General features: G+C 58.3%; 13 protein-coding genes. 3 read left to right on the top strand and 10 right to left on the bottom strand.

What is annotated here, in order from left to right; translation table 11 throughout:
• The first annotated feature begins 30 nt into the window (after positions 1-30).
• On the top strand, positions 31-1,233 hold the full coding sequence (locus G6M89_RS16090; RefSeq protein ID WP_165162901.1) for a CaiB/BaiF CoA-transferase family protein: 1,203 nt from the start codon (positions 31-33) through the stop codon (positions 1,231-1,233).
• 6 nt (positions 1,234-1,239) lie between these two features.
• Here the strand turns inward: G6M89_RS16090 and G6M89_RS16085 are convergent, their stop codons facing one another.
• The 5 genes from G6M89_RS16085 to G6M89_RS16065 all read right to left on the bottom strand — a co-directional run bounded on the left by G6M89_RS16085 (position 1,240) and on the right by G6M89_RS16065 (position 7,233).
• Entirely contained in the window at positions 1,240-2,337 is a 1,098-nt protein-coding gene (locus G6M89_RS16085; protein WP_165162900.1) for a Gfo/Idh/MocA family protein, read from the bottom strand.
• A 5-nt stretch (positions 2,338-2,342) separates the two neighbouring features.
• Positions 2,343-3,518: a mandelate racemase family protein gene (locus G6M89_RS16080; protein ID WP_165162899.1), complete on the bottom strand. Its 1,176-nt coding sequence runs from the start codon at positions 3,516-3,518 to the stop codon at positions 2,343-2,345.
• A 467-nt stretch (positions 3,519-3,985) separates the two neighbouring features.
• Positions 3,986-4,750 carry an IclR family transcriptional regulator gene (locus tag G6M89_RS16075; protein ID WP_165162898.1) on the bottom strand — a complete coding sequence of 255 codons (765 nt, stop codon included), beginning with the start codon at positions 4,748-4,750 and terminating at the stop codon, positions 3,986-3,988.
• A gap of 537 nt (positions 4,751-5,287) precedes the next feature.
• Positions 5,288-6,433 carry a glycoside hydrolase family 88 protein gene (locus G6M89_RS16070; protein ID WP_165162897.1) on the bottom strand — a complete coding sequence of 382 codons (1,146 nt, stop codon included), beginning with the start codon at positions 6,431-6,433 and terminating at the stop codon, positions 5,288-5,290.
• Between the two features lie 5 nt (positions 6,434-6,438).
• Positions 6,439-7,233: an SDR family NAD(P)-dependent oxidoreductase gene (locus G6M89_RS16065; RefSeq protein ID WP_165162896.1), complete on the bottom strand. Its 795-nt coding sequence runs from the start codon at positions 7,231-7,233 to the stop codon at positions 6,439-6,441.
• A 251-nt stretch (positions 7,234-7,484) separates the two neighbouring features.
• Between G6M89_RS16065 and G6M89_RS16060 the strand changes: the two genes are divergently transcribed.
• Positions 7,485-8,477, top strand: a complete 993-nt coding sequence (locus G6M89_RS16060; RefSeq protein WP_165162895.1) for an MBL fold metallo-hydrolase — start codon at positions 7,485-7,487, stop codon at positions 8,475-8,477.
• 15 nt (positions 8,478-8,492) lie between these two features.
• On the opposite strand, the gene G6M89_RS16055 is transcribed toward G6M89_RS16060, so the two are convergent.
• On the bottom strand, positions 8,493-9,254 hold the full coding sequence (locus G6M89_RS16055) for an enoyl-CoA hydratase/isomerase family protein (protein WP_165162894.1): 762 nt from the start codon (positions 9,252-9,254) through the stop codon (positions 8,493-8,495).
• 103 nt (positions 9,255-9,357) lie between these two features.
• On the opposite strand from G6M89_RS16055, the gene G6M89_RS16050 reads away from it, so the two are divergent.
• Positions 9,358-11,028: an AMP-binding protein gene (locus G6M89_RS16050; protein WP_165162893.1), complete on the top strand. Its 1,671-nt coding sequence runs from the start codon at positions 9,358-9,360 to the stop codon at positions 11,026-11,028.
• Between the two features lie 12 nt (positions 11,029-11,040).
• Here the strand turns inward: G6M89_RS16050 and G6M89_RS16045 are convergent, their stop codons facing one another.
• The 4 genes from G6M89_RS16045 to G6M89_RS16030 form a co-directional block, all read right to left on the bottom strand.
• Positions 11,041-12,153, bottom strand: a complete 1,113-nt coding sequence (locus tag G6M89_RS16045) for a Gfo/Idh/MocA family protein (protein WP_165162892.1) — start codon at positions 12,151-12,153, stop codon at positions 11,041-11,043.
• Positions 12,150-13,268: a Gfo/Idh/MocA family protein gene (locus G6M89_RS16040; RefSeq protein ID WP_165162891.1), complete on the bottom strand. Its 1,119-nt coding sequence runs from the start codon at positions 13,266-13,268 to the stop codon at positions 12,150-12,152. Before G6M89_RS16040 ends, G6M89_RS16045 begins: the two co-directional genes overlap by 4 nt.
• Positions 13,269-13,334: 66 nt before the next feature.
• Positions 13,335-14,408 carry an aldose 1-epimerase gene (locus G6M89_RS16035; RefSeq protein ID WP_165162890.1) on the bottom strand — a complete coding sequence of 358 codons (1,074 nt, stop codon included), beginning with the start codon at positions 14,406-14,408 and terminating at the stop codon, positions 13,335-13,337.
• Between the two features lie 189 nt (positions 14,409-14,597).
• Positions 14,598-15,365, bottom strand: coding sequence for an IclR family transcriptional regulator (locus G6M89_RS16030; RefSeq protein ID WP_165162889.1), 768 nt, complete (start codon positions 15,363-15,365; stop codon positions 14,598-14,600).
• Between the last annotated feature and the right edge of the window lie 27 nt (positions 15,366-15,392).

Genomic DNA, 15,392 nt, shown 5'->3' with positions numbered 1-15,392 from the left:
CTATACGTGCTCACGAAGACAGGTCGTCACATGACACTGCCACTCGACGGTATTCGAATAGCCGATTTCACGCAGATGATGCAGGGACCGTGGGCGACCCAGAAACTCGCCGATATGGGTGCGGATGTCGTCAAGATCGAACGACCTGGCGGCGAGTGGGAACGCTTTCTCGAGGCTGGCGGCGAAACACTCGAGGGGACGAGTCCGTTTTTCCTCGCGATGAATCGGAACAAGCGAAGCATCGAACTCGATCTAAAACGCGAACGCGGACAGAAACTTGCTCGTGAGTTCGTTGCGGACGCGGACGTCGTCGTTGAGAACTTCAGACCGGGTGTGATGGAACGGTTCGGCCTCGATTACGAGACGGTCAGTGAACAGAATCCAGACATCATTTATGTCTCAGCGTCGGGGTTCGGTCCCGACGGCCCCTACGTCGACCGGCCCGGACAGGATCTACTCTTGCAAGCGATGAGCGGTCTGGCGAGATACACCGGGCGACGAGACGACCCTCCTACACCCGTCGGAACGGCCGTCGTTGACGAGCACGCCGCGTCGTTGATCGCGCTACACACAACGATGGCGCTCTTTCATCGCGAACGGACCGATGAGGGTCAGCGCGTCGATGTCAACCTCTTCAACGCCGCGCTCGACCTGCAGTGTCAGGAACTGACTGCGGTGCTCAACCTCGAGCGCGAGTTCGAACGAAGCGAAGAAGGCATCGCACAGGCCTGGCTCGACGCACCCTACGGCATCTACGAGACAGCTGACGGCTACGTGGCTATCGCAATGGCTCCGCTAGAGACGGTGTCCGACGCGCTCGATCTCGAGGAACTTGCCGAGTACGCAGCTGCGGATGCCTACGAGCGCCGCGATGAGATCAAGCGACTGCTTGAGGCCGAAACCCGGACTCGAGCGACCGACGATCTCGTCGAGGCGTTACTCGCCGTCGATGTGTGGGTTGCACCAGTCAACGACTTTCACGATGTCGCCGAGGATCCACAGGTCAAACACAACGAGATGCTGATCGAACTCGAGCACCCTGATGGAGGGACGTTCACGACGACTGGCTCACCAGTCGACTACTCGAAAACGCCCGCAACGGTTCGGACGAATCCACCAGCTGCAGGAGAACACACCCGTGAACTACTCACGGAACTCGGGTATGACGAGACAGCGTACAAGGAGCTCGTTGCTGACGGGGTTGTTGGAACACTAGTTGAAAATGACGAGTGAGACTGGTCACCACGAGGTAACACAGACATCACGAAGTGGTCGAGCAAGCGGGATATCGATCTGACCGCCGGTATGATGGGAGAGATAGAAGGCGATGATGATCTCAAGGGATCGAGCAGCCTCACTTCCAGGAGAGCCATTTTCGGCGTCGCCAGCAAGAACATCGACAATATGGGAAGCGGCATTTGCAAACGCGCGCTGATAGTCATCCTCCCAGGTCCATGCCCCTTCGATCCCCGGGAGCGGCTGTTCGACGTGCTCGCCATCCTCTAAGGCCCAGTACCGCCATTCCCCGTCGTCGTTATTCATATAGAGTTTCCCCTCGCTGCCGATAAACTGCAACGTCATCGAAGACTCTGCGCGTGGAATCGTACAATCGACGGTAACGAACGTGTCGTCATCCATGACGACGAACCCGCCACCACCAGCATCATCAACGTCTTGGTCGGCCTCGAGAGAATCGACAGCCTCGTTTTCACCGGTTATATGACCGGCAACAGTTTTTGCACGGGCATCGAGCAGATACACGAGTGTATCGAGTAAATGCGTCGAGTTTCGCAAGAGTTCCATGCGGAACTGGCTGCTGACGGATCTGACCTCTCCGAGCAACTCCTCTTCGTGGATCAGTTTGTGTAATCGCTGGAGTTTGTCAGTAAAACGGAACGAGTGATTCACCAGCAACTCGGTGTCGGTCGCCGCACACACGTCAACCATCTCTTGGGCGGCGCTGACCTCAGATGCAATCGGTTTTTCACACCAGATCAGTGACGGATCAGCCGCCGACTGGGCAGCGTCGATGACGTGGCGATGGTGCAGGTACGATGGCGTACAGACCGAGACGACATCGAGGGATTCGGCCTCGAGCATCGCCTCGTGGCCGACGTAGCGCTGGTTCTCTGGGATGTCCCAGGCGTCACCAAACTGCTCGAGTTTGTCTTCGTTGACATCGGCGATGGCAACTAATTCAATGCCGGACGCGGCATCAAAGCCGCCTGCGTGACTGGCTTTGATCTTGCGCTGTCCAATGTCATCGGGGTCGTGCATTCCAAGAATTCCCATACCAGCGATGCCCCCCGTCCCAATAATGCCTGCGGAGTATGTCATGGTGGTTACTCGTATGTGTGGACGGAGCCCGTTGTATTCTCTTCGATGTACTCCCAATCGTACTCAACTCCGAGCCCCGGTCCATCTGGGATTGAGACGTACCCGTCCTCATCGATCGTGTCGAGCATATCTGAGTATGTCCCGTTGTACACGGGTGGTTGTGTGTTCTGACAGTCGGGGTGGACCAGTGCGAGCTCATAATAATTGGTATTACGCGTTGCAGCGATACACTGGCGCTGAGCGGGGCCGGGGGCGTGGAACTCGACATCGAGCCCGAATCCCTCGGCGACACGCACGATTTTCATCGCACCCGTGATGCCCGCATCGTACTCAGGGTCAGCGCGAACGAAATCCGTCGCACCGCTGGCAATGAAATCAGTATGTGGCTCGAGGCCACGCACGTGCTCAGTCTGTAGAATTGGCGTCTCGAGATGCTCACCGAGCTTGTTGTGACCGTGCTGTGAGATGCCGCCGTCGCGGTAGGGGTCCTCGTACCACATGAAGCCCTGTTCGTCGAGCGCACGGCCGACTGTGAGCGCATCGGCGAACGTCTCGTACTCACAGGCCGGATCATACATGAGATCCATGTCGTCGCCAACGCGGTCGCCGACAGCGTGGATTGCGTCTATTTCGCGGTCAATCTGTCGACTCGCATCGCCACCTCCCCACCCGTGGATTTTGTATCCCGTATACCCCATGTTTTGACACTCGTCAGCAAAGTCTGCAAATGCTTCCGGCGAATCGAGACCACCGTTTTCATCGCCGTGATACGTTGAGGCATACGCAGGAATCTTACTCCGATACGTGCCTAACAACTCGTGAATGGGTGCATCGTAGTACTTTCCAGCGAAATCCCACAACGCGATGTCGATTGGACCGATACCCATCCGATCGTACTTCCGAAGTGCACGCTTGATTTCGCTCCAGTGTTTTTCTCGCTCGAGCGGATTTTTCCCCACCAAATACTCAGCGAACATGTTGATCTGTGCTGCAGCAGGGGAGTTGCCGCCGACGTACTCTCCTGTAACCTCCGTATCAGTGTGGATTTTGAGGCCGAACAGTTTCCGGTGGGTCGTCTCGCCCGGTTGATAGACCAGATTGAACCCGTGCTCATCTGTGCCGAGATCCTCTAGAGGATACTGAAACTCACGGCTTACAATTTTTGTAATCGTAGGCGCCATGGCTAACGAAGGCCTGCGGGCCGGTATAAAACTACCTGAGAATGAACTAGCCACTACCAGAGTGCCACCTGTTCAGTATAGTGGAACGGACGGCTCGAACCGGTTGTTGCCTCACAAAGACACCCAATGTGAAGAGTATACTACTGACGAACCGCTCGCATAACGCTATCTTATTTCTGTATTTCAAAAATCCAACGCGTCCATTCGATGGTGGATGACACACTGTTGCAGCGAATTTGGTATACCTGGAAGTGAAACACAACATCTCTGACACGTACTCTCGAATCTGCCAGACCGCAACGTGAGAGGGACAAGCCCGTCAGTATGGACCAGCCCCAATGTTCACATACTAATCCAGGTGAGCATATTACCCAGTTTGACCGAGGATAATTACAACAATACGGTTGTAACGGGACGTGCTCAAACAGAGTCACAATCTCGAACCGGTGTTCAGGGATATGGAACGGCTACGCGTATGTCACATTAAGCTCAATTACGTTCACAGTCTCGAGGACGCGCTCAGGAACGGATTGGCGGAACTTGTTGTCACGGAGTCGATTCGTTGGCCCAGCAACACTGACTGCACCGAGTACTCGGTTATTGTTTGAAAGAATTGGAGCGCCAACACAGCGCAGGCCAGGCAGTCGCTCTTCGTCGTCAAACGCAAATCCGCGCTCGCGTATGGCCTCAAATTCCGCTTCCAGTTCCTCTCGAGAGGTAAGTGTCTTGTCTGTGTTTTTTGGTAGCCCATGACGGTCGATGAGTTCATCAACACGATCAGTCGGGAAGTGAGCAAGCATCGCTTTTCCAAGTGCAGTACAGTAAAGGGGCACACGAGTACCGACGTACGAATCGACGTTCACGGCCTGATCCCCGCGAGATTGATGCAGATACACGCCATACCCATGCTCCTCAACAGTAAGATTTGCCAACTCCCCAGTTTCGGCGGCGAGTTTATCGACTTCTTCTCGAGCGATGTCATAGATTTGTAACTGAGAACGTGCGTACGCACCATGTTCAAGAAATCGCGTTCCCAGTCGATATGTTCCGTCAGTGTTGACGACGTACTCTTCTTGTTCAAGCGTACTAAGATAGTTGTGAACGGTGCTTTTCGGTAATTCCAAATTGGCGGCAAGCTCGGTGACGCCTGCACCGTCAAGTGATTGCAGTGCCTGGACTATCGCAAAACCGGTCTCGAGCGAGTGGACGGGATTTACTGCTTGCTTAGTCATACCAATACATGTGATATGCTCACACATAGGTGTTGTTCCAAACTCCTGAACCTGTTTTCAGAATAGGAGTCCAGAAGACGCAACTGAGTGTGTAGTGAACCAACTGGCAGGGAGGATATTGATGGAAACCATTAAACTTGTAGTGAATTAGAGTTGTCGAATCATCTTACTTTGTCGTTGAAACAGTAGCAATCGATTGTCACTCACCAGAGAAATCTATTGAAAGGAGAACGTCCCGAGGGAGTATCTTTTTCGATTCAGTGGGATTGTTACCCCACGCATCAATCATGATGGTCGATATGACTGGTTTTGATAGCTCAAAGTAGTTACGCGAGTAACCTGCAATTGTAGAGGTTCAGCATTTTTGTATCGTATTTTGATTCCAAAATAGGCACCTACTACCAATTGACATATGATATCATATATTGAAAACGACCGAGATGAAATTGGATGGGGTCATAAGATTAGCCCGCGAGGTGAAAGTTCCGTTCAGCTACCCAGTCGTCGCAACAGGTTGTGCAGTGACCGACTCGAATATCACCTCACTGCATGAGTCATAGAAGTCATATAGTACAACGACCAGACGAGTTCGTGCCGGTCTGCATATCCCGACGGGCCGTTGAAACAGCCCTCGAGTACAATCCCGGGATGGCGCTCATCATCGGCGTCGACCGGTGTCAGATAGTTTTGAGAGAGCGACTCGAGAACGTCCTCACCGAACGACCTGAGATCCGCAGTTTCTGGCGTCTCTGAAAGCCTCGTGAGCCCGTAGGCGGTAAGTACCGCACAGCTGGTGTCGCGGGGAATGTTTGGCCGATCGGGATGCTCGAAATCCCAGAATGGCACCAGATCATCGGGGACATGATCGCGATAGTACGCTGTCGTGTGCTCGAGGGCGTCGAGATAACGCTCAGCACCGGTTTCCTCGTAGGCCCGAGCTAAGCCGGCGATACACCAGCCTTGCCCACGCGCCCAACAGGTCTCATCAGAGTAGGCGAGTTCGTTGTACTGCCGGCGGAGTTCGCCAGTCTCGAGGTCGAACTCTGCGTGATGCCAGGTGCTGCCGTCTTCACGGATGTACCAGTCGAGGTGGCGGTCGGCGTGGGAGATTGCGGTGTCGCGATAGATCGGGTCGCCCGTCTCCCGGTAGGCACGCCAGAGAACGGGCAGCGAGGTGTAGATCGCGTCCACAGCACCAAGTGAATCCCCAGACGGTCCCTCGTCGGATTCAGGGCCACGGAACTCGCTCGAGGGGCCATCGATCTCGAGGGTACCGAGGGCGATCTGTCTCGCCCCATGGTGGTAGTACGAGACCATCTCGTCAGCTCCCTCGATACCCAGGTCCCGATAGCGGTCCTCGCCTGTGATATCGTAGGCTCTGAACCCGGCATAGTGAAAGTTCATCCCGCAGAACATGGACGGGCGAACCATCGAGTCGACGACGATATCAGTGTGTTCGCGGGCCGCGTCGGCGAATCGTTCCTCACCAGTGTGGTCGTATGCCAGCCAGAGGGCATGCACCCAGTGGCCGCCACACCAGTTTCCGTCGGAGGTCGTCTCCCACAGTTCGGTCGCTGGATCAGCGACGTACGGAAATTCCGAGCCAGTCTGCTCGAGGGTCGTCCCGATGCGCGCGGTGAGAGCGGTCAGTACTTCGTCTGTGTCGATTGGAGTGTCAGTCATGGTATTTAAAGGCTATGAGCGGTCCAGCCGCCGTCGATGTAGATCTCCTCGCCGTGGATAAACGAAGCCTCGTCGCTCGCTAAAAAGACAGCCAGTGTACCGACGTCTTCGGGCGTGCCCGCTCGAGGCAAGAGCGTGTGTCCGAGTTGTTGCTCGAGGCTTTCGTCAGTCTGGTAGTCCTGAATCGCCGTTTCGATGAAGCCGGGACAGATCGCGTTAACGTTCACCTCGTCGTCACCGAGTTCGACCGCGAGATCACGTGTGAGATTGACGATTCCCGCTTTCGAACTGGCATAGGGTGGCCCGCCGCCGCCTTCCTGGGAGTTGACCGAGCCAACGTTGAGAATCACGCCGTTGTGCTCTTTGAGGTGGGGAATAGCGTACTTCGCACAAAAGAACGACCCATCGAGGTTAACGCCAGTCACGGTGTCCCACTCCTCGACAGTCAGGTCCTGCGAGTCGCCCTCGATGAATATGCCGGCGTTGTTCACCACCACATCGATCCGGCCGTACTCCTCGAGCGTCATGTCGATCATCGCCTCAACTGCATCGGGATCGCTGACGTCCGTCTCGAGATACGTCGCGTCGACGTCGAACTCCTCGCGTGCAACTTCGTCGGTGGGCCTTGTTACGTCGGTTTCGTAACGCTCGCCCTGTCGCGGTTCGCGTGTTACGTCGGCGATGACGACGTTCGAGCCCGCCTCGGCGAACGCCAGCGCGATTCCCCGGCCAATGCCACTCGAGCCACCGGTGATGATCACCGTCCGGCCGTCGTGTTGTGTGCTATTAATAATCGACATCTCCGTGAGTCTTCGTTATAGTGGAACTTAACTGTTCGTCGCGAAACTATAGTAACAACTGCAACTATTTACACACTGATCGCCGACCCATCTGGCGATCAGGAGTGCACTGACTTGCAGTGGCTACTATAGGATGCGTCCGTTGTCACCCCTGAAAGCTGTGACAGAGATCGATACCGTCGTCGAGTGACCGTGGTATGTGGACACACATTTATCACGATTCGTGTTGAAGCCGCGACGAGGAGGTTTCCATGCCACCAGACGCCGATACTGACACTACCACTATCGAGGCGACAGAGCTCACGCCCGGCATCCACCGGGTCGAAACGATCACTGACGGGAAAATCCACGGCTATCACGTCCTCGAGGGGGCAACGGGACCGATTCTTGTCGATCCGGGCTACGTGGACGCACCGACGACCGTCTACGAGCCGTTTCTCGTCGATCTGGGCTGGTCGCTCGCAGACGTCTCTCTCGCTGTCGTCACCCACTCCGATGCCGACCACTTCGGCGGGAACCACGAACTCCGCGAACACAGCCCGGGCGTGACGATCGCCGGACACGTCGCCGACGCCCCGCTAATGGAGAGCGTCGACCGAATTCTCGAGGACCGCTACCGTCAGTTCGCGGATGAGCACGGCCTGACCTACGAGCAGGAAGTCTACGACTGGCTTACCGGGATGATGGGGCCGGACGAACCGATCGATCTTCATCTGCGCGGTGGCGAGTCGATCCGCGTACAGGACCGACAGCTCCGGGTGCTGCATACCCCGGGACATACGAAGGGCCACCTTGCGCTGTACGACGACGAGTACGGGCTGGTGATCGGTGGCGACGCCTTCTTTGGGCGCGGGCTGTACGACGCTGAAGGTGAGTACCTCCAGCCGCCGCCGTACTACCTGTATCCCGAATACGAGAACACAATCCAACTCGTCGCCTCGCTCGAGCCCGACCAACTCTCCTTTACCCACTACGACGTACTTGCCGGCGACGACATTGATGAGTTCGTCGCCGAATCGCTGGACTTTGTCGCCGAAATCGAGGCGCTCGCCATCGAGATCGTCAACGAGCACGGCCCCGTCACGCTCGAGGAGGCAATCGACGCTGTCGTCGACCGACGCGGGAGTTTTGGTCTCGACCACGATCTGGCGTTTCCACTCACTGCCCACTACGGTGACCTGGTTGACCGCGGTGACCTCGAGACCGTCGATCGCGATGGGAGAGTCGCCTGGACCCGACCGTAACAGTACAGCAGTCCGTCAGTTGCCGGACCACTCCGGCTCTCGTCCGTCGAAGAAGGCCTCCATCCCCTCAACCGCGTCGTCCATCGTGAAGATCAGCGTGAGGGCGTTGACGGCTTCGGCTTCGTCCTCGAGTCTCGAGTTGAGGATGCGCTTGATGAGTTGGGCGGAAACAGGTGCCGTTCGGGCGACGTCTTCGGCGCGCTCGGTGACGACGTCCTCGAGTTCGTCGGCAGGGGCGACCTCGTTGACGAGGCCGAGGTCGTGGGCCTCTGTCGCGTCGAATTCGCGGCCCGTGAGCATGAGTTCACGGGTTTGCTTGAGTCCGATGAGTTCGGGGAACCGGACGAGGCCGATGCCAGGGACGGCACCGACGAGTGCTTCGGGAAGTCGGAACGTCGCCTCCTCGCTCGCAATCGTGACGTCGGCGAGGGCGGCGATTTCGCAGCCGCCGCCGTGGGCCAGCCCATGAACGCTCGAGATCACCGGCGTCTCGATCCGTTCGATGGTCAGCCCACAGGACATGATGTGTCTGGCGTAGGCGCGAGCGTCCGCAGTCGTCTCGAACTCGAAGTCCGCGATGTCGTCGCCCGAGCAAAACGCCCGGCCTTCGCCGCCAAGGATGATCACCCGTACCTCGTCGTCCTCGTCGGCGTCGCGCAACGCATCACGGAGTTCGGCCCAGGTCTGGGTTGCGAGTGCGTTCAATCGGTCAGGGCGGTTCAGGGTGATTCGCTGGATGGGTGGCGCTCGCTCGAGTAGCAGGTGGTCTGGCTCCATACATGTGCATTGTCAGTATAGTACATAGAGCCATCGGCGACCGGCGACTCGAGAGCGTGACTGGTCGCAAGCTACATACCACGCCGCAGCGTACGCTGCTTGCATGCCTGTGGGGTATTCGTTCCCGAGCGAAGAGTCACTCGACACCGATGCATATCTGAACGAGGCCTTCGAGTGGGACCTTCCCGAGACCTATAATCTGGCCGAAACTGTAGAGAAAGCCGACGAGACGCGGGATCTGACCGCCCTTATTCATCGGGACGATCACGGTAGAGCGCACCGATTTACCTATGCCGAACTGGACGATACCGCAAGCGCACTCGGCGCACATCTCCTCGAGGCTGGCCTCGAGTCCGGTGATCGGATCGCGCTCTGTTTTCCCCAGTCACCCGAACTGCTGGTTGCCCATCTGGCAACGTATCGAATCGGCTGTCTCGCGGTGCCGCTCTCGGTGCTGCTTGGTCAGGAGTCCCTCGAGCACAGTCTCGCACACAGCGAGGCAAGCGCATTGCTCGCCGACGCAACAGTCTACGAGCACTTTGAGACGACCGTCGAAGACGCCGATTTGCCGGTCAAACTGGTCGTCGATCTCGCAGCCGAAACGTACGACGGACCCGAACGACATCTCGGCGCGTTCGCCGACCACGTCTCGAGTGACCGCTCGAGCGACATCGTCGCGACGAAACCGGACGAGCCGGCAATCATTGTCTACACGTCCGGAACGTCGGGAACACCTAAGGGAGTCGTGCAGCGCCACCAGTACCTCATCGGGACGCTCCCGGGCTATCAGTGCTGGTTTCACTGCTTCGGCGACGAGCACCGAGAGCGCGTCTGGACGCCTGCCGAGTGGGCCTGGGCGGGAGCACTGTTCGACGCCGTCTTCCCGACGCTCGCCTGCGGTGGGATCGTCGTCTCGAGCGTGCGCCGCAGTGGATTTAACCCCGTCGGCGCCCTCGCATTGATCGAGCAATTCGACGTGAGCCGGTCGTTCATGCCGTCAACAGCGATGTGGCAGATCCGGGAGGAGACAAAGCCAAGTGCGGCGGATCTCGAGGCGCTCGAGGTCGTGATGTGTGGTGGCGAGAAGCTGCCCGAACCGGTCAAGGAGTGGGCCGAACGCGAACTCGAGATCGTCGTCAACGAAGCCTACGGCCAGACGGAAGCCAACGCGCTGATCGGGGACTGTCAGGCGCTCTATGAGTCAAAACCGGACTCGATGGGGCGCATCTATCCGGGCCACGAGTGCGCGATTCTCGACGAGGACCTCGAGCCAGTCGCGCCTGGTTCGGTCGGACAGATCGCACTCGAGCGATCCGATCCTGTCCTCTTCGAAAGCTATCTCGGCGACGAGGAGGCAACCGAGGCGTGCTATGCCGGCGACTGGTATCTTACCGGCGATCTGGCGCGGATGGACGAAAACGGATACGTGACCTTCGCGGGCCGGGCTGACGACCTCATCATCTCCTCGGGTTACCGGGTCAGCCCAACGGCGGTCGAAGCCGCGCTCTGTCGGTCGCCGATGGTTGCTAACGCCGCCGTTGGTGGAGTCTCAGACGACGAACGGGGTCAACGGATCGTCGCGTACGTCTTGCTCGGGAAAGCGGTGGAGACGCCGGCTGAAGCGAGTGGGCAGGCACCAATCGAAGAGACGCTGCGCCAGCACGTCAGAGACAGTCTCGGGCCACACAAGACGCCCCACGAGATCGAGGTGCTCGAGGACCCGCCACGAACGCGGACGGGGAAACTCGACCGGGCGACGCTCTTTCCGGAGTGACGCAGTAGCGAGTCACTCACCCCGCAGCTGGCGCACCGAGCCCGGAACCACCGGTTCGTGGTCCTCAGCGCTCGCGACCGCCGCGTAGCAGAGTTCGAGCGTTCGGAGGTTGTTGCGGGCGCTGTTCGACGGCTCGCGGCCCTCGTCGATGGCGGACAGCAACTCGGCCATCGCACCGTGAAAGCCATCGGGGAACCAGGTCCCCTCGAGATCGGGTCTTGCATAGCCCTCCGCTGTATACAGGGTCACCGATTGCTGCTCGAGGTCCGGCCCCTCACTTCTAATCGTCCCGTCTGTGCCGACGACAGTGGTTCGGTCTTTGGGTCCAACCGGCGTGTCGGCGTCGAACGACAGCGTCGCCTGTGCGTTCTCGTACTCGATGACCGCCTGTCCAAGCAGCGGTGGGTCGGCCTGCTGGGTTGGCGACGGTTCGTACGATGCGTAGACTCGCTTTGGCTCGGCATCACCCATGAAGCAGGTGACGATGTCGAACCAGTGGACCGCGAAATCGTAGAGGACGGCGTGTTCGATTGCGTTGATCTCGGTCTCGGCGATCCAGTTGTGATCCCAGTCGACGCTGCAGTGAATGCCGTGTGGGTCGCCGATCAACCCCTCGGCGATTGCGTGGCGGATGTAACTCCAGTGGGGGGCCCAGCGGCCGTTCTGGTTCACCGCGAGTGCAACGCCGCGTTCGTCGGCCAGTTCGACGAGTCGCTCGCCGAACTCGAGGTCGACGACGAACGGCTTCTGACTGAGGACGTGCTTGCCCGCCTCGAGTGCATCCTCGAGAATCGGCGCGCGGTCGACCGGATGCGGAAGCACATCTACGACAGGAATATCGTCGCGCTCGAGGACCTCGTGATAGTCACTGGTGACGTCTGCGTCGGGATAGAACGTCTCGCGGTACTTTTCGGCGCGTTCCCGTGTTCGGTTACACAGCATCCGCACGTCGTACCCCGCATCGCGGTACGCCGTGAGGTGCTGTTCGGCGATGCCGCCCGTGCCGATGAGCGCGATTGGCGGCGAGTCGCCGACATGTTTCGGTTTGTACGGCAGATCTGGTGGGGAGATCTCCTCGAGATCGGCAATGTCGGCGATGCCGTAGGTCTCGTCGTCGTCGCTCATCGGTCCCCCACGAGTTCCACTCGTTCGCCGCGTTCGGCGCTCAGGTGGGCGGTGTCAATGACCCGCTGGGCCTCTCGACAGTGCTCGGGATTCAGCGGCGGAAACGCAACCTGTTCGTCGTTCTCGAGGCGGTCGATCAAATACTGGATGACGTTCTCGAGTGGCTCCTCGAGCGGGTCAACTTCGATGTCGTAGCCCTCAGGATGGTCGTCGTCTTGCACGCGGATGGTCTCCTCGTAGTCGTAACTTACAATTGTTCCCTCGGTACCGACGAGGACGAATCCACACTTTGGTTGGGGCTGGTGAACCCAGGGGTCGGTGAACGTCCCCCAGCGTGTCTCGTACTTCGAGAGACCGTGTTCGTAGCTCGCGATTGTGATGCTGTGAGTGTCGACCGGCGACCACTCGGGCGTGTGTGTCTCGGTCGTCACCTCGAGCGGGAGTTCACCGTCGCGGAACCAGGTGCCGAGGGTGACGCCATAGCCGAGGTAGTCGTTGAGCGAGCCGCCGCCGCGGTCGGCCTGATGCCACCAGGTTGCGGCGGCTTCGTCGGTGTCCTCGAGGTCGTCACCCGCGAAGTGCAGTTCGCCCGAGTCGGTGTACTCCACCTGCGTGAAGCGGCCGCTGCCCTTGTTGCCGTCGTAGTAGTGGACCTCGCGAACGTCGCCGATGGTCCCCTCATCGAGGACGCGCTTTGCGGTTCGGTGGGATTCGTACCATGCCAGCGGCCAGTTGACTGCGAGTTTGCCGCCACCCTCGGCCATCGCCTCGAGGATGCGGTCGGCGTCTTCAACCGAGGTTGCGAACGGTTTCTCGAGAACGACGTTCACGCCGTAGGGGGCGACCTTTTCGACCCAGTCGGCGTGTTCGGAGGGGACAGGACAGAGGATGACGATATCGGGCTCGGTTTCCTCGAGACACGCCTCGTGATCTCGATAGACGCGGTCGTCGGGAATGTCGAACTCTCCGGCCGTGTCCTCGAGTCCGAGTGTCGATTCATCTGGGTCCTCATCGCAGATGGCGACGATTTCGGCGTCGGGATGGTCTTCGACGAGTCGTAAGTTATCGCCCATGTGAAAGTGCGCGAAGTTGATGCCAGCAACAGTCCATGTCATGGTAACACACCAGGAACCCTGGTGGACCGTGTACGCTGAGTAACATAATCAAGCTATGCCATTGTATCACATGTCTTCATGAATGGTGCCGTCCGCGTCGACAGCGCGCACAGACGCGACATCATGGTAGGTGCGGGCAACAAACGATGCCTCGAGCGTCTCTCCCGCGCCAAGCGTTTTCATCGTCCCGTTGTCTCGCTGGGCAGCGGGAACGTCGACAGCCGGATAGGCGGTTGTCGGCTCGAGGCCAACGTTGTAGTTACGGTTCCAGTAGGGCGCTTCGGCGTGACCACCGAATGGTTGCCAGTACCAGAGACACTCGAACGGATCAGTGGGGAAGGTAAAACAGAAGCCAACGTCGAGATCGGGATTCGTGACGGCAAACCAGCCTGCCTCGAGGTCGGTCGCGTACGCCACATCATGGATCGTCGAATCGAGTGGCGGGAACTGGCGGAGGTCGATCATCGTGCCGTCGGTTCCCGGTGCATCGGGCCACTCGAAGGTCGCTCCGGACTCGAGTCGCGCGTTCTCGTGGCCCGGCCGATACTCCGCGACCTGGCCCATACTGGTCGGGACATCAAGTCGTGCACCTGGTCCAATCAATGGCTGCCCGAGCGCAATATGTTGTTGCCAGATGTACTCAAGATCAACGCCCCCCTCGTTGGTCACGCGCTCGGTAATTTCGAGTGTTGGGTCCGTGGCTGAAAGCGTCAGCGTCCGCTCGAGTGCGAATGGATATCGCAACAGGTCAGTCTGTAACTCGAGTACCACGGCATCATCGGTAGTCGAAGTCGTGTACGACCACGGGATGAGGGCGCTTTCGCCGTGGAGCCCATACGGAACGTTATCATCCGTAACAGTGCCAGCGATCGGAAGATTGAGTTGCCAGCCACCGGGATAGTGATCGAGCCAGGACGCAGATTCCGGTTCAGGAACCGTCCCAGTATCAGGTGGCATCCACTCGTGGTCGGCGTGCCACAGGACATCGACATCAGTCTGTTTATCACGGAATTCAAGAATATCCCCACCCTTCCCGGGAAGGACCAAGACGCGGAGATGCGCGTTCTCGAGGAGAACGGCGTCAATGCCGTGATAGGTGTATGCATCATCAATTCGCGGCGCAGTCTGACGGGCAGACATGCGCGTTCACTCGCGCCCCATGGTAAAAAAAGGACACCCCCGTGTCACGACGTTTGGAATGGCCGAACAACCGATCACAGTGCTCACTACTGCTGAGCATGATTACATATGTACCGCTGTAATAGAATGCGTGTGAGTCGCACAGGAAGTGACCAAAGACGGAGCCGTTCGGTATAGCCAAACGTGTGCCTACGCCGGCGGATACGTCGCTTTCACCTCGATCATTCGTTCGATTTTTGTCAACTGTTCCGGTAAATCCTCCCAGTATCGCGTTCCTTGTAGCCGGTTGACAGGGCCCGCGAGGGCAATTGCACCGAGCAGCGAGTCATCAGTTGTTACCGGCACACCGACACCACGCAAGCCGGTAATTCGCTCTTCATCATCGAAAGCGACACCCCGGGACTGAATCTCTTCGAGTTCTGCGAGAAGATGCTCACGGTCAGTAATCGTGTTCGCGGTCCAGGCTGGAAGTCCGTGTCTCTCGATAATCGCGTCTATTTGATCACGAGGTAGTTCTGCGAGAATCGCCTTCCCTGCAGCGGTACAGTGCATCGGCAACTGGACGCCGAGGTGTGAGTCCATCGCAAGTGCTTGATCGCCCGATGTCTGGTACAGGTACGTCGACCGGCCGTTCCACTCGGTCATCAACGCGACCAGTTCGCCCGTTTGCTCAGCGAGTTCATCAGCGCCGTCACGCCCAGCCATGTACAGCGGGTCGTGATCCCGGACATACCCACCGAGTGTCAGCGGCGCCAACCCGAGCCGATACGTGACACCATCTTTTTCGACGAAGCCAGCCTCCTCGAGCGTCGCCAGATAGCTATGTATCGTCGCCTTCGAGAGATCGACACGCTCCTCAAGATCGACAATACGCGCACCACCGGTTTCTTTAAGCACCGAAAGGAGAGCCACAGCTCGTTGAATCGACTTAACTGGATTTTTGGGCGGATCGCTCATATCACGCTAGACAGTAACTACCCATAT

This window comes from Natronolimnobius sp. AArcel1 (assembly GCF_011043775.1).
Taxonomy (GTDB): domain Archaea; phylum Halobacteriota; class Halobacteria; order Halobacteriales; family Natrialbaceae; genus Natronolimnobius.
This window is presented reverse-complemented; position numbering and strand designations above follow the sequence as displayed.